This is a genomic window from Mesorhizobium sp. WSM4829 (assembly GCF_055811475.1).
This window is the reverse complement of record NZ_JBVVQJ010000031.1, coordinates 60,439-83,958: the sequence shown is the minus strand read 5'-3', so window position 1 is coordinate 83,958 and position 23,520 is coordinate 60,439. Positions and strand designations below refer to the sequence as shown.

Annotated in this window: 23 protein-coding genes; 5 read left to right on the top strand and 18 right to left on the bottom strand. The window is 63.5% G+C overall.

What is annotated here, in order from left to right; translation table 11 throughout:
* Window positions 1-123 precede the first annotated feature (123 nt).
* Complete coding sequence (locus AC0L17_RS25380) at window positions 124-456, bottom strand: hypothetical protein (RefSeq protein WP_473517818.1); 333 nt, start codon at window positions 454-456, stop codon at window positions 124-126.
* 228 nt (window positions 457-684) lie between these two features.
* Between AC0L17_RS25380 and AC0L17_RS25375 the strand changes: the two genes are divergently transcribed.
* Window positions 685-1,059: a hypothetical protein gene (locus AC0L17_RS25375; protein ID WP_473517817.1), complete on the top strand. Its 375-nt coding sequence runs from the start codon at window positions 685-687 to the stop codon at window positions 1,057-1,059.
* Here AC0L17_RS25375 and AC0L17_RS25370 read toward each other — a convergent pair.
* On the bottom strand, window positions 1,043-2,266 hold the full coding sequence (locus tag AC0L17_RS25370; RefSeq protein ID WP_473517816.1) for a GGDEF domain-containing protein: 1,224 nt from the start codon (window positions 2,264-2,266) through the stop codon (window positions 1,043-1,045). The two genes, AC0L17_RS25375 and AC0L17_RS25370, sit on opposite strands and share 17 nt — an antisense overlap.
* A 177-nt stretch (window positions 2,267-2,443) precedes the next feature.
* On the bottom strand, window positions 2,444-3,655 hold the full coding sequence (locus AC0L17_RS25365) for a GGDEF domain-containing protein (protein WP_473517815.1): 1,212 nt from the start codon (window positions 3,653-3,655) through the stop codon (window positions 2,444-2,446).
* A gap of 162 nt (window positions 3,656-3,817) precedes the next feature.
* On the opposite strand from AC0L17_RS25365, the gene AC0L17_RS25360 reads away from it, so the two are divergent.
* A complete protein-coding gene (locus AC0L17_RS25360) occupies window positions 3,818-4,129 on the top strand; it encodes a hypothetical protein (RefSeq protein ID WP_023800585.1) in 312 nt (103 codons plus the stop codon).
* Window positions 4,130-4,179: 50 nt separating this feature from the next.
* On the opposite strand, the gene leuC is transcribed toward AC0L17_RS25360, so the two are convergent.
* The 5 genes from leuC to rplS all read right to left on the bottom strand — a co-directional run bounded on the left by leuC (window position 4,180) and on the right by rplS (window position 9,020).
* A complete protein-coding gene (leuC, locus tag AC0L17_RS25355) occupies window positions 4,180-5,589 on the bottom strand; it encodes a 3-isopropylmalate dehydratase large subunit (protein ID WP_091592223.1) in 1,410 nt (469 codons plus the stop codon).
* A gap of 272 nt (window positions 5,590-5,861) precedes the next feature.
* Entirely contained in the window at window positions 5,862-6,497 is a 636-nt protein-coding gene (locus AC0L17_RS25350; RefSeq protein WP_473517814.1) for a class I SAM-dependent DNA methyltransferase, read from the bottom strand.
* A gap of 57 nt (window positions 6,498-6,554) precedes the next feature.
* The gene (locus AC0L17_RS25345) at window positions 6,555-7,370 is read right to left on the bottom strand and encodes an amino acid ABC transporter permease (protein ID WP_236378869.1); all 816 of its coding nucleotides are present in this window, start codon (window positions 7,368-7,370) and stop codon (window positions 6,555-6,557) included.
* Between the two features lie 58 nt (window positions 7,371-7,428).
* The gene (locus AC0L17_RS25340; RefSeq protein ID WP_023800590.1) at window positions 7,429-8,226 is read right to left on the bottom strand and encodes a transporter substrate-binding domain-containing protein; all 798 of its coding nucleotides are present in this window, start codon (window positions 8,224-8,226) and stop codon (window positions 7,429-7,431) included.
* 257 nt (window positions 8,227-8,483) lie between these two features.
* Window positions 8,484-9,020, bottom strand: coding sequence for a 50S ribosomal protein L19 (rplS, locus tag AC0L17_RS25335; protein ID WP_473517813.1), 537 nt, complete (start codon window positions 9,018-9,020; stop codon window positions 8,484-8,486).
* Between the two features lie 334 nt (window positions 9,021-9,354).
* Between rplS and AC0L17_RS25330 the strand changes: the two genes are divergently transcribed.
* Window positions 9,355-10,107 (top strand): sulfite exporter TauE/SafE family protein, encoded by a 753-nt coding sequence (locus AC0L17_RS25330; RefSeq protein ID WP_473517812.1) that lies wholly within the window; start codon window positions 9,355-9,357, stop codon window positions 10,105-10,107.
* On the opposite strand, the gene trmD is transcribed toward AC0L17_RS25330, so the two are convergent.
* A complete protein-coding gene (gene trmD / locus AC0L17_RS25325; protein ID WP_023800593.1) occupies window positions 10,089-10,787 on the bottom strand; it encodes a tRNA (guanosine(37)-N1)-methyltransferase TrmD in 699 nt (232 codons plus the stop codon). The genes AC0L17_RS25330 and trmD overlap by 19 nt on opposite strands.
* The gene (rimM, locus tag AC0L17_RS25320) at window positions 10,784-11,383 is read right to left on the bottom strand and encodes a ribosome maturation factor RimM (protein WP_287222732.1); all 600 of its coding nucleotides are present in this window, start codon (window positions 11,381-11,383) and stop codon (window positions 10,784-10,786) included. The genes trmD and rimM overlap by 4 nt, the downstream gene beginning before the upstream one ends.
* A 132-nt stretch (window positions 11,384-11,515) precedes the next feature.
* Here rimM and AC0L17_RS25315 point away from each other — a divergent pair, with 132 nt between their 5' ends.
* Both AC0L17_RS25315 and AC0L17_RS25310 read left to right on the top strand, forming a co-directional pair.
* Window positions 11,516-12,454 carry a tyrosine recombinase XerC gene (locus AC0L17_RS25315; protein WP_128187221.1) on the top strand — a complete coding sequence of 313 codons (939 nt, stop codon included), beginning with the start codon at window positions 11,516-11,518 and terminating at the stop codon, window positions 12,452-12,454.
* Between the two features lie 113 nt (window positions 12,455-12,567).
* The gene (locus tag AC0L17_RS25310) at window positions 12,568-13,650 is read left to right on the top strand and encodes a TraB/GumN family protein (RefSeq protein ID WP_473517811.1); all 1,083 of its coding nucleotides are present in this window, start codon (window positions 12,568-12,570) and stop codon (window positions 13,648-13,650) included.
* Window positions 13,651-14,357: 707 nt separating this feature from the next.
* Here the strand turns inward: AC0L17_RS25310 and lpdA are convergent.
* The 8 genes from lpdA to AC0L17_RS25270 all read right to left on the bottom strand — a co-directional run bounded on the left by lpdA (window position 14,358) and on the right by AC0L17_RS25270 (window position 23,516).
* Window positions 14,358-15,764: a dihydrolipoyl dehydrogenase gene (lpdA, locus tag AC0L17_RS25305; protein WP_473517810.1), complete on the bottom strand. Its 1,407-nt coding sequence runs from the start codon at window positions 15,762-15,764 to the stop codon at window positions 14,358-14,360.
* A gap of 38 nt (window positions 15,765-15,802) precedes the next feature.
* Window positions 15,803-16,558 (bottom strand): SDR family oxidoreductase, encoded by a 756-nt coding sequence (locus AC0L17_RS25300; RefSeq protein ID WP_473517809.1) that lies wholly within the window; start codon window positions 16,556-16,558, stop codon window positions 15,803-15,805.
* Window positions 16,555-17,040: a hypothetical protein gene (locus AC0L17_RS25295; RefSeq protein ID WP_473517808.1), complete on the bottom strand. Its 486-nt coding sequence runs from the start codon at window positions 17,038-17,040 to the stop codon at window positions 16,555-16,557. The genes AC0L17_RS25300 and AC0L17_RS25295 overlap by 4 nt, the downstream gene beginning before the upstream one ends.
* Window positions 17,041-17,108: 68 nt before the next feature.
* Complete coding sequence (gene odhB / locus AC0L17_RS25290; RefSeq protein WP_473517807.1) at window positions 17,109-18,416, bottom strand: 2-oxoglutarate dehydrogenase complex dihydrolipoyllysine-residue succinyltransferase; 1,308 nt, start codon at window positions 18,414-18,416, stop codon at window positions 17,109-17,111.
* Between the two features lie 50 nt (window positions 18,417-18,466).
* Window positions 18,467-21,451 carry a 2-oxoglutarate dehydrogenase E1 component gene (locus AC0L17_RS25285; RefSeq protein WP_473513174.1) on the bottom strand — a complete coding sequence of 995 codons (2,985 nt, stop codon included), beginning with the start codon at window positions 21,449-21,451 and terminating at the stop codon, window positions 18,467-18,469.
* 134 nt (window positions 21,452-21,585) lie between these two features.
* Window positions 21,586-22,488: a succinate--CoA ligase subunit alpha gene (gene sucD / locus AC0L17_RS25280; protein WP_473517806.1), complete on the bottom strand. Its 903-nt coding sequence runs from the start codon at window positions 22,486-22,488 to the stop codon at window positions 21,586-21,588.
* Window positions 22,489-22,553: 65 nt separating this feature from the next.
* Complete coding sequence (locus tag AC0L17_RS25275) at window positions 22,554-22,925, bottom strand: cupin domain-containing protein (RefSeq protein ID WP_473517805.1); 372 nt, start codon at window positions 22,923-22,925, stop codon at window positions 22,554-22,556.
* A 36-nt stretch (window positions 22,926-22,961) separates the two neighbouring features.
* Complete coding sequence (locus tag AC0L17_RS25270; RefSeq protein WP_473517804.1) at window positions 22,962-23,516, bottom strand: hypothetical protein; 555 nt, start codon at window positions 23,514-23,516, stop codon at window positions 22,962-22,964.
* Window positions 23,517-23,520 lie beyond the last annotated feature (4 nt).

Here is a 23,520-nt window from a genome sequence, read left to right as displayed (position 1 = left end):
GCAAGCGATCCGATCAAACTATCTCAGCCAACGCTTGCAAGCAGGGGGCCGTCCACATATGAGCACCGGAAGCGCAGGGATCCACCATTTGCAGACCGGCCTTACCTGAATATCGGCATGCCCCTAACGCTTGCAGGTCAGCGGCGTCCTCCCGCCCTTCATCACCAGCGCGTCGCGCCCGTCGATCACGATTGCGTCATGCGCCGCGCCGAAGCGGCTGTTTTGATTGGCTGGCGAGGCCGGCAGGTCCTCGCTGGCGCCGTCCGGGCCAAGCACCCGCACCGAAGTGCCGAGATTTTCGATGGTGATCCTGGCGCCGTCGGCGCAAGTATAGGTCGCGGTGCGCGGCTGCGGTGAATCGGCGAGCGGATTTCCGGCCTTCGGCGCATTGCAGGCAATTGTGGTCAGCAATGGACAAAGGGCCAGCGTCACCCGAAACGTCCGGCCTAACGCCATGTGCTGTCTCCCCGCGCGTCAATCCAGCCGCGATGCTTTGCCAAGATCACCGATGTCGCGCTCGGCGCCGGCCGCGATGGTGATGGCAAGCATGGCCGAAAGATGGCCGCGGATATTAACCATGTTTGCCGAGAACTGGCGGCCAGCAGGGCTGGCCTCTTAACAATGGTTAAGAAAAGGTTAATTTGTGATTCGAGCAAGACTCGGCCTCTGACAAATGGGGACGCCATGCGTTCGAATTCAGCCAGATCGCGCCTTCCGGCGCCCGTCTCGATGGCCGTCGTCCTGGTGGCGGTGGCCATCGGCTTCGCATTCGCAGCGCCGGCACGCGCCGGGACGCGCGACCGCGTCTATGCCGATTCGTTCGGCAATCTCGTCATCGAGAGCGCCGCCGGCTACAAGCGCATCCTCGTTGGCGAGGGCGAATTGGCCAAGGAAATGTCGGATTACGTCGGCGCCGGCCGGCCCAAAATCGTCTATCAAGACGAACCGGACGATGTCAGCAGCCGCGACTGCTACAGGCCGCCGGTTTTCGTCAAGGGCCGCAGCTATATGTACGGGCTTTCCGACGGCGAGATGCCGGAGCTTAGCCCATGCCGCTGATCTTCGGCCCGGCATTGGCGACAGCCGGCTGCCGGGCGGCGATTGATCCTATCGAGATCCGCACGCAATTGCGTCCGCTGCCCTTCGCTTGATAGAGCGCTTCGTCGGCGCGCCGCAGCAGGTCGGAAAAATTCTCAGTCGGGTGGAGCTCGGCAACGCCGAAGCTGGCGGTGCAACGATGGTTCGCCGGCAGACAGTCGATCGGCAACGCCCCGAAAGCGCTGCGCGTGCCTTCGGCGAAGAGCCGCGCGGCGGCGAGGTTGGTTCCCGGCAGGATGATGGCGAATTCCTCACCACCGATGCGGCCGGCGACGTGATGCTTGGCGGCCGCATCACGCAGGAAGCCGGCAAAGGCCTCGATGACCCTGTCGCCGGATGCATGGCCGAAACTGTCGTTGATGCTCTTGAAATGGTCGAGGTCGGCGATGACCAGCGCGACCGGAATACCCCTGCGCACGGCGTCACGCATCGCAAGCTCGGCATGACGCTCGAAGCCGCCACGGTTGAGCAGCCTCGACAGCGTGTCCGTCTCCGACTTCGACGTCGCTTCGGCGAGCACGTCGCGGACCAGAATGATCAGGATGAGAAGCGCGATTGTCATGGCAAACACCGTGCCAAGCGATTGCGACACCAGAGCATAGTTGCTCTGCAGATAGGCCTGCGGATTGGCTCCCCAGCCGCCCATGACATGGGCGATGAACGGCTTGCTCACGAATTGCAGGGCGCTGGCCGCCAGGACGGCCATCAGCGCATGGTCGAGCCAGTCGCGTCTTTGCCTTGACGACCAGACGATGCCGACGCCGACGAACTGCATGGCGGCATAGGGAAGCTGGTAGGCCATCATGCGGGCAAGCGACTGGCGCGGCAGATCCTGCACGAAATACACGGCCACGGTGGCCGCAAACAGGAAGACGAGCATCGGCACCCAAGGCGGCGCCACGCCGTATTTATGGGCAAGCCCACCATTGAAGGCGATGGTGGCGCCCAGGAAAACGGCGAAGCCCGCGACGACTGCGGGTCGTGCATTGTCGAAGAGCGGAATGCTGAACTCGATGGCGAAATAGGCCATCCCGAGCAGATAACCGAAGACCAGCCAGCGCGCCGGCGCGCGCGCCGCGTCGTTGAACGATATGGTCATAAAGGCGGCCGCCAGCAGGCCGGCGACGAGCAGGTTGATTGCAAGGATGAACTCTGCGCCGCCGCCCATGTGGTCTTTCACACTCCCGGCGACAGCAAATCACGAACGGGCGAAAAAGACGTTAACATGGGCGTAGGACGGAATGCGCTCGAATTGAACCGCGCACCCCGCGCTGTTTGTTTGTTTGGCGCGATTTCTGCGGCGCCAAGCGATTCCCTTGGCTGCAAATGCTCTAGGCGCGGACGATCAGCCGGCTTTGAGCGGCTCGACGACCAGCGCCGTTTCCGAGCGTCCATGGGGCGACCGTTCATAGGATAGCCGCACGCTGTCGCGGCCGTTCCGTTTGGCCTTGTAAAGCGCCTCGTCGGCGCGGCGCATCAGCGGCTCCAGCCCCTCCTCGCCGGTGCGGGCTGCCACGCCGAAGCTCGCCGTTACTCTTGTGCCGGGAGGAAGTCCGTCGACGCTGCCCGCCGAATAGACCGTGCGAATGGCTTCGGCAAACAGCCTTGCCGCGCCAAGGTCGCTCAGTGGCAAAAGCGCGGCGAACTCCTCGCCACCGATGCGGCCTGCGACGCAGCTGGTGCCGGCAGCCGATCGAAGCTTGGCGGCGAAATCGGCGATCACGCGATCACCCGCCGCATGCCCGTGCAGATCGTTGACTGCCTTGAAGTGATCGAGGTCGGCGAGCACCAGCGCGACCGGAAGTTTCGCGGTGGCGCAGTGCCGCAGGAGATGCGTGGCGCGTTCCTCGAAGCCGCGCCGGTTGAGCAGGCCCGACAGCGGGTCGGTGTACGCCTCGGCCTTCAGCGTTTTCATCACGTCGAGCGCAGCCGCGCAGAACAGGCTAAGCGCGATGAGCAGCGACAGCAGCGCATGCGACAGCAGCGCCGTCGTCCAGTAGGACGAGGCATAGAACCCGTCATAGCTTTGGTAGGGCCCATGCGCGATGACGATAACGAGGGTGCGCGCGACGAAATTCAGCCCGGAAAGCAGCGACAGCACGAACAGCATCATTTCCGTCGGGCCCCTGTCGCGCACCACGCGCAGTTCGGCGGCGACAACCAGGCTGAGCCCGCCGAAACCGAAATTCATCGCCAGGATTCGCCAGGTGAGATCGGGCTGGATGAACATGAACCAGCAAAAAGCGGCCAGACCGCTGCTCGCCAGAAAGCCGATCGCAACAAAGGGCACGCGCCGTCCATAGCGTGTCACAATCGCGCCGGCGAGACCACTGGCGGCAATCGTGAAGCAGGTGACGGAGAGCAGTTTGGTCGGCGCCATGCCGATGGGCAGGGTGAAGTACTGCAGCAGGAAGCCGGCCGCCGAAAGCCAGTAGCTGGCGGCGAGCACAGCCAGATAGGGGCAGTGACGCTGATAAAACCACAGCACGAGAAACACCGCGCCGAGCGCAAGCGCGATCGTCGGGTTGAGCAACCCTGTCAGCAGACCGTTGTCCAAAGGACCGTGAACCCCCACGCTTCCGTGAGAGAGACCTTAGGGCGCAAGCCCCAACAAGCGGTTAAGCAAAGTCGAATATGCGCGAGGCTGCCATGAAAGCCGCTGCACGGAACTTGAAACCGCGACCGGCGTTTTCCAGCAGCAATCGATGGAGACGCTTTCATGGCCGATACGATCATGCTGACCGACCACGAGGCAATTCGCTCTTGGGCCGCGTCACGTGCCGGATTTCCGGCAATCGTCGATGTATCGCCCGAAACAGGCACGCAAGCCATGCTGAGGCTGGTTTTCGGCCAGCATGCCTATCAGGACCAGGACCAGGCCGAACGCCCGGCCAACGCCGGCGGCTACGAACTGGTCGAATGGGACGAATGGTTCAAGCTGTTCGACGAACGGCAGCTGGCGCTCGTGGTGGCAAAGGATGAACCCGGCCGCCGTGAGCAATTCCACGAATTCGTCAGGCGCCCGGCGTGAAGAGAACCCGAACCGCATCGCGGTTCGGGTTCTGGCAACTCGTCAGCGGGTTATTTCCACTCGCGGATGTCGACGAAATGGCCGGCGATCGCCGCCGCCGCCGCCATCGCCGGCGACACCAGATGGGTGCGGCCCTTAAAACCCTGGCGGCCCTCGAAATTGCGGTTCGAGGTCGAGGCGCAGCGCTCATGCGGCTTCAGCCGGTCGTCGTTCATGGCAAGGCACATCGAGCAGCCCGGCTCGCGCCAGTCGAAGCCGGCGGCGACAAAGATCTTGTCGAGACCTTCGGCCTCCGCCTGCTCCTTGACCAGACCGGAGCCCGGCACGATCATCGCATCGACGTGAGGGCTGACTTTCTTGCCCTCGACCACCTTGGCGACAGCGCGGAGATCCTCGATGCGGCCGTTGGTGCAGGAGCCGATGAAGACGCGGTCGAGCGCGATATCGGTGATCTTGGTGCCTGGGGTCAGGCCCATATAGTCGAGCGCGCGCTGCTTGGACGTACGCTTGTTCTCATCGGTGATATCGTCTGGGTTCGGCACGATGCCCTGGACCGAGACGACGTCCTCGGGCGAGGAGCCCCAGGAGACGATCGGCGGCAGTTTCGCCGCGTCGAGCACGACCACCTTGTCGAAATGCGCGCCCTCGTCGGACTGCAGCGTCTTCCAGTAGGCGAGCGCGGCGTCCCATGCCTCGCCCTTCGGCGCGCGCGGCTTGTCCTTGACATAGGCGAAGGTTGTCTCGTCAGGCGCGATCAGGCCGGCCCGGGCACCGCCCTCGATCGACATGTTGCAGATGGTCATGCGGCCTTCCATGGACAGCGCGCGGATCGCTTCGCCGGCATATTCGATGACGTAGCCGGTGCCGCCGGCAGTGCCGATCTCGCCGATGATCGCCAAAATAATGTCCTTGGCGGTGACGCCTTCCGGCAGCACGCCGTCGACGCGCACCAGCATGTTCCTGGCCTTGCGCTGGATCAGTGTCTGCGTGGCCAGCACATGCTCGACTTCCGACGTGCCTATGCCGTGCGCCAATGCGCCGAAAGCACCATGCGTCGAGGTGTGGCTGTCGCCGCAGACGATGGTCATGCCAGGCAGCGTAAAACCCTGCTCCGGACCGATGATGTGGACGATGCCCTGGCGGATATCCTTCTCGGAATAGTATTCGACGCCAAAATCCTTGGCGTTCCTGGCCAGCGCCTCGACCTGGATGCGGCTTTCCTCGTTCTTGATGCCGAACTTGCGCTCGGGCGAGGTCGATACATTGTGATCGACCACGGCCAGCGTCTTTTCCGGATGGCGGACCTTTCTGCCGGTCATGCGCAGGCCTTCGAAAGCTTGCGGGCTGGTCACTTCATGGACGAGGTGACGGTCGATATAGAGCAGGCAGGTGCCGTCGTCCTGGCGGTCGACGACATGGTCGTCGAATATCTTGTCGTAGAGGGTGCGCGGTGCGCTCATGTGCGTAAATCCGTCGATATGAAAATGGGAAGCGACTAGCGCCGGCTAGCCGGCGAACACGGCCTAGCCCGGATATCTCAGCGAAGTCGGCTGGTCAGAGCGCCGGAAACGCGCGCCGAGAACCGCGACGGCAGGCGTTTTCTGTCCTGCAGCACGAACCCCTTGTAAGCCGGATCGCCAAAAAGCTGTTCCATGGCGTGGCTCATACCAATGTTTTGGCTTTTCGGCAATCGCGGCGGCGTTCGCAGAACCTGGGTTCTGCAAACCGGTATTCAAACCACCTCGAACACAAATGTCTTCACCAGCGCCTCGGGCTCGGCGATCGCGTAGCAGCGGAACCACGGGCTTTCTTCGACCGGCCGCCATTTTTTCGCCTGCTCCAGTTCGTCGAACGTCGCCTGAAACCCGCCGCTCGCAAAAACCTGGTCGCGAACGGTGAAGATGGCGTGGCCGCCCTTCCTGGTGATGCGCACCAGTTCATGCAGGCCGGAGGCCGGTGCATGGCTGATGGTGAACACACCGGTCGAGAAGAAGGCGCGGAAATGCCCATCCGACCAAGGCAGCGGATCGCCGAGCATCGCCTGTTTCAGCTCGCTGTAAGCCTGCCGGCTGCCGGCGATTTTCAGCATTTCAGCCGACAGGTCGAGCCCGGCGATGTCCTCATAGCCCAGCGCCTTGAGCGACGGTCCCGACAGGCCGGTGCCGCAGCCGGCGTCGAGCAGCGGCCCCTCGCCTGACGGCACATGGCGCGCCACCCAGGCGGCGATCAGGAACGGCAGGAGGTAGCCGAGCGCGGCGGTTTCATTGTCATAGGTCGCAGCCCAGGCGGCGTAGGCCTTGGCAAGCGCTGCCGGCGTGTCGGCCGTATAGACCGCATCCAGCGCCGCATTGGCTTTGTCGATGTTCATGGAACTGACCCTCCAAAACGTATTGGCCGCAATCGTAGCGCCGTCCTCGCCTGCCGCCTATCGCTCATCTTGGCGGCGCAGCCGCTTCTCCAGCGCCCGCAGGGCCAGCGACAGGCCGACCGTCAGGATGAGATAGATATAGGCGACGATCGAATAGGTCTCGAAGAAGCGGAACGAGCCGGCTGCATAGATCTTGCCCATCTGGGTGATGTCGGCGACGCCGAGCACCGAGACCAGCGAGGAATCCTTGACCATGGCGACGAAATCATTGCCGAGCGGCGGCAGGATGGTGCGGATCGCCTGCGGAAAGACGATCAGCCGAAAACGCTGGGTGCGCGTCAGCCCCAGCGCCTTCGCGGCCTCGATCTGGCCCTTCTCGACCGCCTCGATGCCGGCGCGGAAGACCTCCGAGATGAAGGCCGAGTAGCCGATGGTCAGCGCCATGATGGCGCGCCATAGCAACGATACGTCGCGTATCATTAGCTCGCCGAACAGGCCGGCGCTTTGCAGCGGCGCCGTCAGCGCGTTCCATCCCGCGACGAAGGCCGGCGCGCCGGCGAAGGCGATCCAGAACAACAGCACCAGCATTGGCACGCCGCGAATGATCTCGACATAAAAGCGCGCGATCTGGCGCAGCCAGCGCGACCCCGACAGCCCCATCAGCGCAATGCCGAGCCCGATTGCCGAGGCCAGCGCGAAGGCGACCATTGTGACGAACACGGTGATGCCGATGCCCTTGGCGACGGTCGCGAAAACCTGGGCATAGAGGTCGCTCGCGGCGATGAAAATAGCCGCTGCCAAGGCGAGCGCCGCGGCCACGGCGAGCCACCAGGGGAAGTCGGACTTGGCGGTTGAAGATGCGGGCGTTGCCATTAGGGCGCGCCGACGAACCAACGTCGCGGCGCGTCCCGCAACGTCCGCGACAAAAGTCCTACTGCCCCATCTTGTAATCAAGGAACCATTTCTTGTTGAGCGCGTCGAGTGTGCCGTCGGCCTTCAGCGCGGCGATGGCCGCATTGACCGGTTTCACCAGATCCGAGCCTTTCGGAAAAATAAAGCCGAAATCCTCGGTGCCGAGTGGTCCGCCGATCAGCTTCAGCCCGCCATTGGACGCCTCGACATAGCCCTTGCCGGCAGTGCCGTCGGTCAGCACGACATCGACGTCGCCGGTCTTCAGCGCCTGCACCGTGGCGCCGAACGTCTCGAACAGTTTTATGCGCGGGTTCTGCTCATTGCCGTCGAGGACGCTGTAGACAGCGGTGTAGAACGGCGTGGTGCCGGCTTGCGCGCCGATCAGCCCGTCCTTGAAGGCGCCGAGCGTCTTGGCGTCGGTGAAGCGCTTCTCGTCGCCGCGCACCAGCATGAACTGTTCCGAGCGCATATAGGGGTCGGAGAAATCGACCTTCTGCTTGCGATCGTCCTTGATGGTGATGCCGGTCATGCCGATGTTGTACTGGTTGTCGGAAACTGCCTGGATCATCGCGTCCCAGGAGGTGTTCTGGTATTCGACCTGGAAATTCAGCCGCTTGGCGATCTCGTTCATCGCGTCATATTCCCAGCCGATCTGCTTGCCGGTCTTGGCGTCGATGAACTGCAGCGGCGGATAGGCGTTTTCCGTCACCACCACCACCTTCTTGCCGCCGAGATCGGGCAGCGCCTGCGCCAGGGCGGCGACGGGCGCAAGTACCAGAGCCAACAGGCCGGCCAACAGCAGTTTCGATTTGATCATGGTACACCCCGAGCATTTGAACGGCCTCGACATTGTCGAGGCTTGCAGGAAATCCGGCGCCGACTTTAGCTTTCCGCAGGCGCCTTGCAAGCCGGCTTGATGCGGCTTCGCGCGAAAATGGATTCGATGTATTCAGGACGTTACGGAACGGTCCGTTTCGATTGCGCACCGAACGCGCCCGGCAAATCGAAACCCATTCCGCGAGGCAAAAAAGGCGGCCGAAGCCGCCTTTCCGACACATGGTTGTTGAAGACGCCTTATTCGGCGGCAGCGGTTTCCTCGGCCTTGGCGGCCTCGTCGGCGGCCTTCTTCTCGGCTTCCTGCGCGGCCTTCTCGGCGGCCAGCGCCTGGGCGGCCGCCACCTTCTCGGCCTCGATGCGGGCCTTCTCGGCGTTCAGCGCATCGCGCTCCTCATCGTTCAGCTTGCGGGCGCGCACGCCGGTGTTTTCCGAAATGCGGGCCGACTTGCCGCGACGATCGCGCAGGTAATAGAGCTTGGCGCGGCGCACCTTGCCGCGGCGCACGATCTCGACGCCCTCGACCATCGGCGAAAAGACCGGGAACACGCGCTCCACGCCTTCGCCGTAGGAAATCTTGCGAACGGTGAAATTCTCCTGGAAACCGGCGCCGGCGCGGGCGATGACGACGCCCTCATAGGCCTGGACGCGGGTGCGGGTGCCTTCGGTCACGCGGACCTGGACGCGTACGGTGTCGCCGGGCTGGAATTCGGGAAGCTTGCGCTTGGCTTCGATCTTGGCGGCCTGTTCGGCCTCGAGCTGACGGAGGATATCCATCTCTACAAATCCACTTCTTGTTCTTCCGACAGTCAGAGCGTCCGACACTCGCCTTGCAGTTCCATTGACCGCTCGGCTATGCCCTTTGTTCGAGAACATCTGGGTTCGAGAACATCGGGCAGGGGCGACTACACCGTCATTGTTGACGGGTCCGGCAGATTTTCTCCCGGTTCGGCGCGCACATACAGCTATTTCGACGCTTTGTCACGCCTTTGCCGCGTTCTTTTTTGGTGGTTGGTCAACGTCGCAATCTTCCGGCACAGGGGTTGCGTTGACGGCCCAAGCTTTTTAAAGCCGGGCAGAACGTGACTTTCCTCCGGCGGCAACACCCTCCATGCCAGTTCTCGATGCGGCCCTCCTCTTTTTCGCGGGCTTTCTGTCAGGTGCCGTCAACGCCATAGCCGGCGGCGGGACATTCATAACCTTCGGCGCCATGTCGCTGGTCGGCTTGCCGCCGATCGTCGCCAACGCCACCTCGTCGCTGACGCAATTTCCCGGCTACGTCACCTCGACGCTGGCCTACTGGTCCGACATCAAGCATTTCTGGCGCACAGCGCTGCTACTCGGCCTTATCTCGGCCTTTGGCGCGCTGGCCGGTGCGCTCATCCTGCTGGCGCTCGACAATCCGTCGTTCCGCGTCCTGGTGCCCTGGCTGCTGCTCGCGGCAACCGCGCTGTTCGCCGCCGGGCCGTGGCTGAAGCCGGCGCCCAAGCCGGGCCGTGAGGCCGCCGTGGGTTCGCTGGTCGGTTCCCTGGCGCAGTTAGCCACCGCCGTCTATGGCGGCTTCTTCGGCGCCGGCATGGGCGTCATGATGCTGGCGACGCTCGGCCTCACCCAGACCGGCGACTATCACCGCCTCAACGCGCTGAAGAACCTGCTGGCCGTGGTCATCGCGGCAGTAGCCATCCTGGTCTTCGTCTCCGGCGACGTCATCGCCTGGCGGCAGGCGATCGTCATGATACCGGGCGGCGCGCTGGGCGGCTATGCCGGCGTCTGGATCGCCAAGCGCGTGCCGCAAATTGCCGTGCGTGGCTTCGTCGTCGGGGTCGGCGTGTTTCTTGCCTTCTATTACTTCACCAAGGGCTGAGCGGCTAACAGGTCCGGCCGCCGCTCTTTCGTCAATCTTTCCGATTCGGCGCGTCGCCACGCGGCGATCTTCTGATGATTGCCCGAGGTGAGAACCTCGGGGATTTGCCGGCCCTCGAATTCCTGCGGACGCGTGTAGTGCGGATGTTCGAGCAGGCCGTTTTCAAAGCTCTCTTCATCGCCCGACACCGTATTGCCCATCACGCCGGGCAACAGCCGCACCACGGCGTCGAGCAGCACCAGCGCTGCCGGCTCGCCGCCGGAGAGGATGAAGTCGCCGACCGAGACCTCCTCCAGCCCCCGCGCGTCAATCACCCGCTGGTCGACGCCTTCGAAGCGTCCGCAGACGATCACCGCGCCCGGCCCCGCGGCCAGTTCGCGCACACGCACCTGCGTCAGCGGTTTTCCACGCGGGCTCATCAGCAGCCGCGGCCGTGGATCGCCCGGTGGCGAGCTATGGTCGATCGCCTTGGCCAGAACGTCGGCGCGCATCACCATGCCGGCGCCGCCGCCGGCCGGCGTGTCGTCGACGGTGCGATGGCGATCGGTGGCGAAATCGCGGATCTGGATTGCTTCCAGCGACCATGTGCCGGCCTCCAGCGCCCGGCCGGCCAGCGACACGCCGAGTGCACCGGGAAACATTTCGGGATAGAGCGTCAGCACCGAGGCGGAAAAACTCACCGGTTGCCCCCGGCGTCCTTCGGCCCGCGCGGCCTGCCCTTCGGGTCGAAACCATCGCTGCCAGGAGCATCGCTGTCTTCGTCATCGATCAAGCCCGCCGCCGCCGGATCGATGCGGACGAAACCGTCCTTGATCGACACGTCAGGAACGGCAGCCTGCGTGAACGGGACCAGCACGCCTTTGCGCCCCGCCAATATCACGTCGAGGATATCGCCACCGCCGAAATTATGCACGGCGACGACCTTGCCGATGTCAGCACCGGTATCGTCCCGGACCGCCAGCCCGACGAGATCGGCATGATAGAACTCGTCCTCTTCGCCGTCGTCCGGCAGCATCGAGCGGTCGACGAATAATTCCGTGCCGGCGAGCGCCTCGGCAGCGTTTCGGTCGCTGATACCTTTGAAGCGCACCACCACGACGTTATTGGCCGGCCTGATGTCGACGATCTGGAAGGCGCGGCCGTCCCTGGCATAGAGCGGCCCGTAGTCGGCCAGCGCCAGCGGATCGCCGGTGAAGGTTTTCACGCGCAATTCGCCCTTGATGCCATGGGCGGCGCCGATCACGGCCATCTGGACAGGGTTTTGCGGTTTGGTCATCGGTGGAAAAATCCTTTGCCTTGCTCTAGCTCCACGCTCTTGTCATTTCAATGACGCGGCTCTTCACCGCTTCCTAACCCGGCTGCCGGAAGATCGCCCGGAAATGGAAGAGCGGCATATCGGAAGAGCGCAATGCAGGAATTCCTCATCCCGGCCAAGCCAGACCTTCAGGCGGCCCGCGAAAGCTGGCTCAAGATGCTGGCGCGCGAGCGCCGGCTGTCGCCGGAAACCGTGGAAGCCTATGAGCGCGACACTCGCCAGTTCCTGCACTTCCTGACCGGCCATTGCGGCGGCTCGCCCGGCATTTCGGATATAGCCGATCTGCGCCCGGCCGATCTGCGCGGCTTTCTGGCTGCCCGCCGTGCCGGAGGCGCCGGCGCCCGCACGCTCGGGCGGGGGCTCGCCGGCATCCGCTCGCTGCTGCGCTTTCTGGAGCGGCGCGGCCTCGTCAATGCGGCGGGTGCTGCGGCACTGCGCGCGCCGCGGCAGCCGAAGTCGCTGCCCAAGCCGCTGACGGCAAGCGATGCGAAACACGTCGTTTCGGTGGAAGGCCAGCTGGCGGAGCAACCGTGGATCGCCGCCCGCAACGCCGCCGTGCTGACGCTGCTCTACGGCTCGGGCCTGCGCATTTCCGAGGCGCTCGGCCTGTCCGGCGGCGATCTGTCGTCGCCTGATGAAACGGTGCTGCGCGTCACCGGCAAGGGCGGCAAGACGCGGCTGGTGCCGGTGCTGCCGATCGCGCTGCGGGCGATCGCCCAATACCGCCGGCTTTGCCCCTATCATCTCGATCCGAAGGGTCTGCTGTTTCGCGGCGCCCGCGGCGGCCCGCTCAACCCGGCCATCGTCCAGCGCGACATGGCCAAGCTGCGCTCGGCGCTCAATCTGCCGGACACCGCCACGCCGCATGCGTTGCGCCATTCCTTCGCCACACATCTGCTTGGGCGCGGCGGCGACCTGCGCACCATCCAGGAACTTTTGGGCCACGCCAGCCTGTCGACGACGCAGATCTATACCGGCGTCGACACCGCGAGGCTGCTCGAAATCTATGAAGCGGCCCACCCGCGGGCGTAGCCGACGCATGATTTCGCAAGTTGCAGCCAGGGTATGCGCCGTGAAACGATGTCCGAGACAATTTTGCCGCGCCGGTTAACCGTTTCGCCGTTCTTTGTCTCTAAAAGCGAGCCATGAAACGCGTCATTGCTATCGCCGACCGCACTGCCTTTGCTTCGCTGAAGCTGCTCGTCGCGCTGAACGTCCTGTTTTTCCTCTCTTTCCTCGTCATCGCGCTGCTCGCCGCCGGCAGGGCGCGCGCTGAAACCCCAGGGGCTGAAACCCAGGTCTGCGCCGGCGCCGACATGCTGTCGGCCTTGCAGAAGGACGACCCGGCCGCCTACCGCAAGATCGAGACGGAAGCGGCCGCGACACCGAACGGTAAGGGCCTGTTGTGGAAACTGGAAAAGGCGGACGAAAGACCGTCCTTCCTGTTCGGCACCATGCACATGACCGACCCGCGCGTGACCACGCTGCCGCCCGCCGCGCAAAAGGCCTTTGACGCCGCCGACACTGTCGTCATCGAGACCACGGAGGTGCTCGACAAGCAGAAGATGATGGCGGCGTTCCTGAAAGAGCCGGAACTGATGATGTTCACCGACAGCACCACGCTGTCCTCGCTGCTGTCGCCGGACGATGCGGCGGCGGTGAACAAGGCGCTCGACGCGCGCGGCATTCCACCGGCGAGCGTTGCCAAGATGAAACCGTGGATGCTGTCGACCATGGTCGCGCTCCCGGCCTGTGAACTGGCCCGCCAGGCCGGCGGCACGCCGGTGCTCGACATCAAGCTTGCAGAGGACGCCAAAGCCTCAGGCAAGGCCGTCGATGGGTTGGAGACCGTCGCCGACCAGCTTCGCGCCATGGCCTCGCTGCCGCTTGCGTTTCACATGAAGGGCCTCGTCGACACTCTGAAGCTCGGCGACAGGGTGAACGACGTCAATGAAACCATGATCGTGCTTTACCAGCGCGGCGACACCGGCATGCTCTGGCCGCTGTTTCGTGTCGTCCTTCCCGGCGACGAAGACGATTCGGCAAGCTATGCCGCCTTCGAGGAAATCATGATCACCAGCCGCAACAAGGTGATGATCGACCATGCCAGGCCGATCCTCGCCAAGGGCAACGTGTTCATGGCGGTCGGCGCCCTGCACCTCCCTGGCGCGGAGGGCCTGGTCGAGGATTTCCGCAGGGCCGGCTACACTGTCACCGCCGTCGACTGAGTTGCACGGTCGAGTTGCAGACCCGGCAAGACGTGATTCGGGGCGACGCTTTGCCCGAATCGCCGGAGGTTTGTCTCAGTACAGGTCGGTCGAAAGGTCTAATATGGCTCGATCACTGCGAGTTTTGCGAGTAAAGTGCTCGCAGACAAACGATTGCCGGCGAAGAATGCCCTGTTTTCGGCGTTTTCGATTCCTAGCGTGAAACCTGTTCAACGATTGCGCGTTGATGTGTGTTGATTGATACTTTTCATCCACGGAGGACACTTTTATGGCGAATCCAAACGACCCGTACACCACTCCGACCCCCCCTCCCAAGTCGGGTGGCGGCAGCACCGGCTGGCTGATTGCCCTGGTCGTCGTTATCCTGGCCATCGTCGCTTATTATATTTTTGGAACAAGCGGTGAGGCGCCAGAGCCTGGTGAACCGCCGGCTGCAACCACCCCGGCCCCGGCGCCAGCGCCCGCTGAACCAACGCCTGCCCCGGCCCCTGCAGAGCCTGCACCTGCCCCGGCGCCGGCAGAACCAGCGCCCGCTCCGGCGCCAGCTCCGGCTCCGGCTCCGGCACCTGCAGAGCCAGCACCTGCTCCGGCCCCCGCACCAGCCCCGCAGTGATCGGCTGCTGACTTCAAATACGAACGGCCCGCTGAAAAGCGGGCCGTTTTTGTTTTGAGCCGTCGAATGGCTGCCGGGAGTTCCTTGGGAAGGCCTACATGTGGATCGGCTTGAAGAAGGTCGCCAGTGCCGCTTCCTTCACCGCTTCCGACATCGTCGGATGGGCGTGGCATGTGCGGGCAAGATCTTCCGACGAGCCGCCGAACTCCATCAGCACCGCCGCCTCGTGGATCATCTCGCCGGCGCCGAAGCCGACGATGTGGACGCCGAGCACGCGATCGCTCTGCTTGTCCGCCAGGATCTTCACGAAGCCATCGGTGTGCAGCATGGCGCGCGCCCGGCCATTGGCGCTGAACGGAAACTTGCCGGCCTTGTAGTCGATGCCGGCCGCCTTCAGCTCTTCCTCTGTCTTGCCCACCGAGGCGATTTCCGGACTGGTGTAGACGACGTTCGGGATCACCCCGTAATTCACATGGCCGGCCTGGCCGGCAATGATCTCGGCCACCGCCACGCCCTCGTCCTCGGCCTTGTGGGCGAGCATCGGCCCGGCGATGACGTCGCCGATGGCGTAGATGCCGGGGACATTGGTCGTGAGATGCCCGTCGGTCTTGACGCGGCCGCGCTCGTCGACCTCGACCCCGGCCTCCTTCAGCCCGAGACTGTCCGAATAGGCCCGGCGTCCCGTCGCGATCAGCACCGCATCCGCCTCGATCGTCTCGGCCGCGCCGCCCTTGACCGGCTCGAAGGTGACGGTGGCGCCCTTCTTGGCCTTGGCGACCCCGGTCACCTTGGCGCCGAGCCTGAATTCGATGCCTTGCTTGGACAGCATGCGCTGGAACTGTTTGGCGACCTCGCCGTCCATGCCGCCGAGAATGGTGTCGAGGAACTCGATGACGGTCACCTTTGCGCCGAGCCGCGCCCATACCGAGCCGAGCTCCAGCCCGATGACGCCGCCGCCGACCACCACCAGGTGGCCCGGCACCTTGCCCAGCGACAACGCGCCGGTCGACGACATGATTACCTTCTCGTCGATGTCGACCTTGACCCCCGGAATGCCGGCGACGTCGGAGCCGGTGGCGATGACGATGTTCCCGGTCTCGATCTCCTCGACCTTGCCGTCCTCGCCGGTCACCGACACTTTTCCGGCGGACAGGACCTTGCCGGTGCCGCGAAAGCTGTCGATCTTGTTCTTCTTGAACAGGAAGGCGACGCCGTTGACGTTGGACGCCACTGTCGCGTCCTTGTGCGCCATCATCTTTTCCAGATTGAGCTTCGGCGCGCCGATCTCGACGCCCAGCGCATCAAAGGAGTGGCCGGCCTCGGCGAATATCTCGGAGGCATGCAGCAGCGCCTTGGACGGGATGCAGCCGATATTGAGGCAGGTGCCGCCGAAGGTCGGGCTCTTCTCGACCACCGCCGTTTTCAGGCCGAGTTGTGCCGCCTTGATGGCGCAGACATAGCCGCCTGGTCCCGATCCGATGATAACGACGTCATAAGCCATGATTTGTCCTTCTGGTCTGCACTCAGCCTTGGCTGGGATTAGCGGCCGCCGCCCACTTCCAAATTCGCGCCTGTCGTATAGGACGCCCCGTCCGACAGGAGCCAGAGAATTGCCGCGGCGACCTCTTCGGTGGTTCCCGCCCTTTGCATCGGCACGCCGTGACGCATCCTCTCGACGCGATCCGGCTGTCCGCCGGAGGCATGAATTTCGGTATCGACAATCCCTGGACTGACCGCGTTGACGCGAATGCCTTCGCCGGCCACCTCGCGCGCCAGGCCGATCGTGAAGGAATCGATCGCGCCCTTCGAGGCAGCGTAGTCGACATATTCGCCCGGCCCGCCAATTCTCGCTGCAATCGAGGAGACATTGACGATGGCGCCGCCGTTGCCGCCATGGCTGGTCGACATGCGCTTCACCGCTTCGCGGGCACAGAGCATGGGGCCAATGACGTTGATGCGCATCATGCGCTCCAGCCGTGCTCCGCTCATTTCGTCGACACGCGCCCTCTGGTCGACCACGCCAGCGTTGTTGACGAGCGCATCGAGCGGCCCGAAGACATGATCGATCCTCTCGAACATCGCCTGGATATCGGCCTCGCTGCCAACGTCGCCCTTGATGGCCAGCGCTTCGCCGCCGGCCTGTTCGATTGCCTCGACAAGCGCCGTGGCAGCAGCCTCATTCGATGCGTAGTTGATCGCAACACGGTATCCAGCCGTGACGGCAAGCCTGGATGTGGCAGCGCCGATGCCGCGGCCGCCGCCGGTCACCAGCAGCACTTTTTTGGGCGCGCTCATTCCTGACAGCCCTTCAGCGAAAAAACGTCCCACGGCACCTTTGAAAACCCGTTGGCGCCATAGGCGGTCGACCTCTGCAGCGACGGTCCGAGGTCGGGAAAGATCAGGGTCTTCGGCGCATCGACGCCTTCGGCCAGCAGCAGAGCGACGTTGCCCTTGTCATCCGCACTGTAGACGACCCCCTCCCACAGCGTGCAGGCGGCGAGCTCGTCGCCGGTGACGTCACCTGTCGGGCATTTGTACATCAGCGAACCATGCGGCCGCGCCACGCCTTGCGTCCACATGACGATGCCGTCGAGCACGACATCGTTGTCGAGCACCATCTTGAAGGTGTTGGTGACGACAGCCGATCCCCCTGTCGGCCTGAAATCGATCTCGGCCGCGCTCTCGGCATCGCCATAGACGGCGAGTTCGAACGGGCATGCGGCAAAGGCTGCCGATCCCGTCTGCGCAACGCCGGCCGCGCACAGCGTGAAAAACATTCCGGAACGCAAACGAGAGGAACTCATTCGGTGGCGCAGATCCATTCTCCGGCTCACCTCGACCGGGCCTAGAGATCGAGCACCAGCCGCTCCGGATCCTCCAGGCTTTCCTTGACCCGCACCAGGAAGGTCACCGCTTCCTTGCCGTCGACGATGCGGTGATCGTAGGAGAGCGCCAGATACATCATCGGTCGGATTACGATCTGGCCGCCGACCACCACCGGCCGCTCCTGGATCTTATGCATGCCCAGAATGCCCGACTGCGGCGCGTTGAGGATCGGCGTCGACATCAGCGACCCGTAAACGCCGCCATTCGAGATGGTGAACGTGCCTCCCTGCATATCCGCCACGGAAAGCTTGCCGTCACGCGCAGCAATGCCCAGCCGGCCGATCTCCTTCTCGATCTCGGCTATTCCCATCTGGTCGGCATCCCGCACAACAGGCACGACGAGGCCCTTTTCGGTGCCGACGGCGACGCCGATATGGGCGTAGTTCTTGAAGATGATATCGGTGCCGTCGATCTCGGCATTGACGGACGGGATTTCCTTCAGCGCATGGGTGACGGCCTTGGTGAAGAAGCCCATGAAGCCCAGCTTCACGCCGTGCTTCTTCTCGAACACGTCCTTGTATTTGCTCCTGAGCGCCATTACCGCGCTCATGTCCACCTCGTTGAAGGTGGTCAGCATGGCGGCAGTCGACTGCGCTTCCTTGAGGCGGCGGGCGATGGTCTGCCGCAGCTTGGTCATGCGCACCCGCTCTTCGCGCGACGCGTCGTCGGCCGAGGACGGCGCACGGGCGGCGACCGGCGCAGGGGCCTTCAACGTCTCGGCCGGCTGCGACGGAGCGCCTCTGGCGATCGCGTCGAGCACGTCGCCCTTAAGCACCTGGCCGCGCTTGCCGGAGCCCGAGATCTGGTCGACCGCGAGATTGCTTTCGGCCAGCAGCTTCGCCGCCGCTGGCGCCGGCGGCATCGCGCGTGCCTCGATCGGCCCGGCATCGCCGGCGATCTTGGCGGTCTCGGCCGCGGCTTGCTTGACGGTGGCTGCGGCGGTCGGCGCCGAGGCCTGCGATACCGCGTCCTGCTTCGGTTCGGATGTTGACGGCTTCGCGGGTTCGGGTGCTGCCGCCTTCGCCCCGTTGCCCGCCGAAATCATGCCGAGCAAAGCGCCGACTTCGACCGTCTCGCCTTCCTTGACGGCGATCTCGCTGAGCGTTCCTGCTGCCGCGGCCGGCACTTCGACCGTTACCTTGTCGGTTTCGAGTTCGACCAGCGGCTCGTCGGTGGCGATCGCGTCGCCCACCTTCTTGAACCATTTGCCGATGGTCGCCTCGGTGACGGATTCGCCAAGAGTGGGGACGCGGATTTCGGTAGCCATTGTGCCTGTCCGTTTTTCTGTCGGTTCTGTTCTATTCGCCGAGCTCTGTTCTATTCACCGAGCGCGTCTTCGAGCAAGGCGGCAAGCTGGGCGAGATGCTTCGACATCAATCCGGTCGCCGGCGACGCGGCGGCCGGCCGGCCGGTATAGCGCACCCGCTGATGCTTGGCGTCGATATGCGCCAGCACCCATTCCAGATAGGGATCGATGAACGACCAGGCGCCCATATTCTTGGGCTCCTCCTGGCACCACACCATCTCGGCGTTGCGGAAGCGTGACAGTTCGGTGATCAGCGCCTTGGCCGGGAACGGATAGAGCTGTTCGACGCGCAGCAGATAGATGTCGTTGATGCCGCGCTTCTCGCGCTCCTCGTAGAGGTCGTAATAGACCTTGCCCGAGCAGAGCACGACGCGGCGGATCTTCGAATCCTTGGTGAGCTTGATCGCCTGACCGGGGAGCTGCTGGGCATCGTCCCACAACAGCCGGTGGAATGCGCTTTCGCCCGACATCTCCGGCAGCGTCGACACCGCCCGCTTGTGGCGCAGCAGCGACTTCGGCGTCATCAGGATCAGCGGCTTGCGGAAATCCCGCTTCAACTGCCGGCGCAGGATGTGGAAGTAGTTGGCCGGCGTCGTGCAATAGGCCACTTGCATGTTGTCTTCGGCGCAAAGCTGCAGGAAGCGCTCGAGCCTGGCCGACGAATGTTCCGGCCCCTGGCCTTCATAGCCATGCGGCAACAGGCAGACGAGGCCCGACATTCTGAGCCACTTGCGCTCGCCCGACGAGATGAACTGGTCGAACACCACCTGGGCGCCGTTGGCGAAATCGCCGAACTGCGCTTCCCAAAGCGTCAGCGCCTTCGGCTCGGCCAGGCTGTAGCCATATTCGAAGCCGAGCACGGCCTCTTCCGACAGCATCGAGTTGATGACCTCGAAACCGGCCTGCGCCGCCGACAGATTGTTGAGCGGGATGTAGCGTGTCTCGTCGCGCTGGTCGTAGAGCACGGAGTGGCGTTGTGAGAACGTGCCGCGCTCCGAATCCTGTCCAGACAGCCGGACCGGATTGCCGTCGAGCAGGATGGCGCCGAAGGCCAGCGCCTCGGCCGTCGACCAGTCGATGCCTTCGCCCGACTCGATCGCCTGGCGGCGGTTCTCGAGAAACCGCATGATCGTCCTGTGCGCCTCGAATTCCTTCGGCACCTCGGTCAGCTTCTTGCCGATTTCCTTCAGCGTCTTGACCGGCACGGCGGTCTTGCCGCGCCGCTGTTCGTCCTGGTTGTCGGCTGTGCGCAGGCCCGACCAGGCGCCATCCAGCCAGTCGGCCTTGTTGGGCTTATAGTGCTGGCCGACCTCGAATTCCTGCTCGAGATGTGCCCGCCAGTCGGCCTTCAGCTTGTCGAATTCGGCCTGGCTGATATGGCCTTCGGCGATCAGCCGGTCGGCATAGATCTGCACCGTCGTCTTATGGTTGCGGATGTTGCGATACATGATCGGCTGGGTGAAGGCCGGTTCGTCGCCCTCATTGTGGCCGAAGCGGCGGTAGCAGAACATGTCGACCACGACAGGCTTGTGGAACCTCATGCGGAATTCGATCGCCACCTTGGTGGCATGGACCACGGCTTCCGGATCGTCGCCATTGACGTGGAAGATCGGCGCCTCGATCATCTTGGCGACATCCGACGGATAGGGCGACGAGCGCGAAAAGCGCGGGTTGGTGGTGAAGCCGATCTGGTTGTTGATGATGAAGTGCAGCGTGCCGGCGACGCGGTGGCCGCGCAAGCCGGACAAGCCGAGGATTTCGGCAATCACGCCCTGGCCGGCAAAGGCGGCGTCGCCATGCAGGAGCAGCGGCAGCACCTTGGCGCGCTCTTCCAGCGGCACGATCTCTTCGCGGCTGCGGCCGAACAGAGAGTCCTGCTTGGCCCGCGCCTTGCCCATCACCACCGGATCGACGATTTCCAGGTGCGATGGATTGGCGGTCAGCGACAGGTGCACCTTGTTGCCGTCGAACTCGCGGTCCGAGGAAGCACCGAGATGGTACTTCACGTCGCCCGAGCCCTCGACCTCGTCGGGCGCGGCCGAGCCGCCCTTGAACTCGTGGAAGATGGCGCGGTGCGGCTTGGCCATCACCTGGGAGAGCACGTTCAGCCGGCCGCGATGCGCCATGCCGAGCACGATCTCCTTCATGCCGAGCTGGCCGCCGCGCTTGACGATCTGCTCCAGCGCCGGGATCAGCGCCTCGGCGCCGTCGAGGCCGAAGCGCTTGGTGCCCTTGTACTTGACGTCGATGAACTGCTCGAAGCCTTCCGCCTCGACCAGCTTCTGCAGGATCGCCTTCTTGCCGGCGGCGGTGAAGGAGATCTCCTTGTCGGTGCCCTCGATGCGCGCCTGGATCCAGGCCTTCTCCTCGGGATCGGAAATATGCATGAACTCGACGCCGAGCGTCGAGCAATAGGTGCGGGTCAGGATGTCGAGCATCTGCCGGATGGTGCCGAATTCGAGCCCGAGCACATTGTCGAGGAAGATCGGGCGGTCGTAGTCGGCTGATGTGAAGCCGTAGTTTTCCGGCGACAGCTCGTTGTAATCCTCGAGCTTGGCGATGCCGAGCGGGTCGAGATTGGCGTGCAAATGGCCACGCATGCGGTAGGCGCGGATCATCATGATGGCGCGGACGGAATCGCGCGTCGCCTGATGGACGTCGGCGTCGGACAGGGTGACCCCGTTCATCACCGCCTTGTTCTGGACCTTCTTCTCGATGTGCTTCTCGACGATGCCCCAATCGCCGTCGAGCGCCGAGACCAGTTCGCCATTGGCCTGCAGCGGCCACGAGGGCTTGGCCCATGAGGCGCCCTTGGCATTCTTGCGGACATCGCCGGCGTCGTCCTTCAGCGCCGCGAAGAAATCCTGCCATTCGGGGTCGACCGAAGCGGGATCGTCCTCATAGGCGGCGTAGAGCGCGTCGATATAATCGGCATTGCCGCCATAGAGGAAAGAGGTAAGCGAAAATTGGTCGTTGGCCTGATCTTGTCTTGCCATGTCACTGTCGAAGCCTTGGCTTCGTCTCCTTTTCAGAGTGAATGGTGAATAGTGAATGGTGAATAGGTAAAAAAGGGGACTGCCCCCCGCTCGCCCGATCACTCATCCATTCACCATTCACTACTCACCATTCACTAACCCTTAATCGCTTCGACCAGCGTCGTGCCGAGCCGAGCCGGCGACGGCGAAACCTTTATTCCGGCCGATTCCATCGCCGCGATCTTGTCCTCGGCGCCGCCCTTGCCGCCGGAAATCACCGCGCCTGCGTGACCCATGGTGCGGCCGGCCGGGGCCGTGCGCCCGGCGATGAAACCGGCCATCGGCTTCTTGCGGCCACGCTTGGCTTCGTCCTTGAGGAACTGCGCGGCGTCTTCCTCGGCCGAGCCGCCGATCTCGCCGATCATGATGATCGACTGTGTCTCGTCGTCGGCGAGGAACATCTCCAGCACGTCGATGAACTCAGTGCCTTTGACGGGGTCGCCACCGATGCCGACGGCGGTGGTCTGGCCGAGACCGACATTGGTGGTCTGGAACACTGCCTCATAGGTAAGCGTTCCCGAGCGGGAAACAACGCCGACCGAGCCCTTGCGGAAGATGTTGCCGGGCATGATGCCGATCTTGCATTCGTTGGGGGTGAGCACGCCTGGGCAGTTGGGACCGATCAGCCGCGATGTCGAGCGGTCGAGCCGCGCCTTGACCTTGATCATGTCGATCACCGGGATGCCCTCGGTGATGCAGATGATGAGGGGGATTTCGGCTTCGATCGCTTCCAGGATCGCCTCGGCGGCGCCTGCCGGCGGCACATAGACGACTGATGCATTGGCGCCGGTCTTCGCCTTGCCTTCAGCGACGGTGGAAAAGATCGGCAAGCTCTCGTCGGCGGCGCCGGTCCACGTCTCGCCACCCTTCTTCGGGTGGATGCCGCCGACCATCTTTGTCCCGTGATAGGCCAGCGCCTGTTCGGTATGGAACGTGCCGGTCTTGCCGGTCAGGCCTTGCACCAACACCTTGGTGTTCTTGTCGACGAGAATGGACATGGTGGTCCTTTTTACAAACCGTTGATCGGGGAAGGCTGCGCGGTCATCGTCAGAGCCGCCATAGTCTAGAGACGCTTGAGATCGGCGACGGTGAGGTCGCTTTTGGCGTTGCCAGTGTTGAGCGTCGTCGCCGGCTCGAACATCAGCACCACCGGCTCCTCGCTCAGCGAGCGCGGCCGGTGCTCGACGGACCGCGGCACGACGATGAACTCGCCGCTGCCAAGCTCCACCGAGCCGTCGCGGAAATCGATGGCGATGCGGCCACGCAGCACCAGGAAGGCCTCGTCCTCGTTGTCATGCGCGTGCCAATCGAAGACGTTGCCGAACTTGGCGATCTTGACCTGGCTGTCATTCACGTCGCCGGCGACATGCGGATCGAAGACCTTTTTGATCTTCTGATCCGCCGCCTCGACCAGGTTTATTTTGTGCGGAGGCACCAGATCAGCCCTTCACGCTTGTGGATGGAGGTAAGGTCATAGAGGATTCCCCACTCGAGGCCGAGGGGTTCCAAAACGGAAAACCCCTGTGAACTTTTCGCCTACCGGCTTGTCGCAGATGGTCCCGATAACAATGCATGCGGCGCTGCCGTCCCCAGCAGCCGGGCACTCCTTGTTTGCGTAAATCCGGACATAGTTTAGGTCCGCTAGATCGCCAAGAACCTCCTCCTTTGGCACCTCGATCAAAGCCCGCGAGCGAGCGTAGTCATCAAACTCTGCCATTCGAATCGTAGTTCCGAAGATCGCACAGATATCGAGCAAAGACTCATTCCCTTTAGATCCGGCCGACTGGAGTATGACAAACGGCGCTAGGAGAGTTCCAGTCGTCCGGTCGAAAGTCTTCCTGCCATGGTCGTCAGAATCGATCGAAAATCCATTCTCCGTCGTCAACTGCTCCGCTTTGGTCAAATCGCCGTTTGATGCGATACAGATGTTTTTATAGAGCACCATTGCATCCGTAATCTCTTCCGCGTGCGCCGGCATGGCGAAGCAGCCGAGTCCAATTGCACACAGAAGTCGGGTCGAGATCATCGAC

What these genes read in the sequence shown, in the direction of transcription:
- AC0L17_RS25380 (WP_473517818.1), bottom strand. Translation starts at nt 456, where the DNA reads ATGGCGTTAGGCCGGACGTTTCGGGTGACGCTGGCCCTTTGTCCATTG.
- AC0L17_RS25375 (WP_473517817.1), top strand. Translation starts at nt 685, where the DNA reads ATGCGTTCGAATTCAGCCAGATCGCGCCTTCCGGCGCCCGTCTCGATG.
- AC0L17_RS25370 (WP_473517816.1), bottom strand. Translation starts at nt 2,266, where the DNA reads ATGGGCGGCGGCGCAGAGTTCATCCTTGCAATCAACCTGCTCGTCGCC.
- AC0L17_RS25360 (WP_023800585.1), top strand. Translation starts at nt 3,818, where the DNA reads ATGGCCGATACGATCATGCTGACCGACCACGAGGCAATTCGCTCTTGG.
- leuC (WP_091592223.1), bottom strand. Translation starts at nt 5,589, where the DNA reads ATGAGCGCACCGCGCACCCTCTACGACAAGATATTCGACGACCATGTC.
- AC0L17_RS25350 (WP_473517814.1), bottom strand. Translation starts at nt 6,497, where the DNA reads ATGAACATCGACAAAGCCAATGCGGCGCTGGATGCGGTCTATACGGCC.
- AC0L17_RS25345 (WP_236378869.1), bottom strand. Translation starts at nt 7,370, where the DNA reads ATGGCAACGCCCGCATCTTCAACCGCCAAGTCCGACTTCCCCTGGTGG.
- AC0L17_RS25340 (WP_023800590.1), bottom strand. Translation starts at nt 8,226, where the DNA reads ATGATCAAATCGAAACTGCTGTTGGCCGGCCTGTTGGCTCTGGTACTT.
- rplS (WP_473517813.1), bottom strand. Translation starts at nt 9,020, where the DNA reads ATGGATATCCTCCGTCAGCTCGAGGCCGAACAGGCCGCCAAGATCGAA.
- AC0L17_RS25330 (WP_473517812.1), top strand. Translation starts at nt 9,355, where the DNA reads ATGCCAGTTCTCGATGCGGCCCTCCTCTTTTTCGCGGGCTTTCTGTCA.
- rimM (WP_287222732.1), bottom strand. Translation starts at nt 11,383, where the DNA reads ATGACCAAACCGCAAAACCCTGTCCAGATGGCCGTGATCGGCGCCGCC.
- AC0L17_RS25315 (WP_128187221.1), top strand. Translation starts at nt 11,516, where the DNA reads ATGCAGGAATTCCTCATCCCGGCCAAGCCAGACCTTCAGGCGGCCCGC.
- AC0L17_RS25310 (WP_473517811.1), top strand. Translation starts at nt 12,568, where the DNA reads ATGAAACGCGTCATTGCTATCGCCGACCGCACTGCCTTTGCTTCGCTG.
- lpdA (WP_473517810.1), bottom strand. Translation starts at nt 15,764, where the DNA reads ATGGCTTATGACGTCGTTATCATCGGATCGGGACCAGGCGGCTATGTC.
- AC0L17_RS25300 (WP_473517809.1), bottom strand. Translation starts at nt 16,558, where the DNA reads ATGAGCGCGCCCAAAAAAGTGCTGCTGGTGACCGGCGGCGGCCGCGGC.
- AC0L17_RS25295 (WP_473517808.1), bottom strand. Translation starts at nt 17,040, where the DNA reads ATGTTTTTCACGCTGTGCGCGGCCGGCGTTGCGCAGACGGGATCGGCA.
- odhB (WP_473517807.1), bottom strand. Translation starts at nt 18,416, where the DNA reads ATGGCTACCGAAATCCGCGTCCCCACTCTTGGCGAATCCGTCACCGAG.
- AC0L17_RS25285 (WP_473513174.1), bottom strand. Translation starts at nt 21,451, where the DNA reads ATGGCAAGACAAGATCAGGCCAACGACCAATTTTCGCTTACCTCTTTC.
- sucD (WP_473517806.1), bottom strand. Translation starts at nt 22,488, where the DNA reads ATGTCCATTCTCGTCGACAAGAACACCAAGGTGTTGGTGCAAGGCCTG.
- AC0L17_RS25270 (WP_473517804.1), bottom strand. Translation starts at nt 23,516, where the DNA reads ATGATCTCGACCCGACTTCTGTGTGCAATTGGACTCGGCTGCTTCGCC.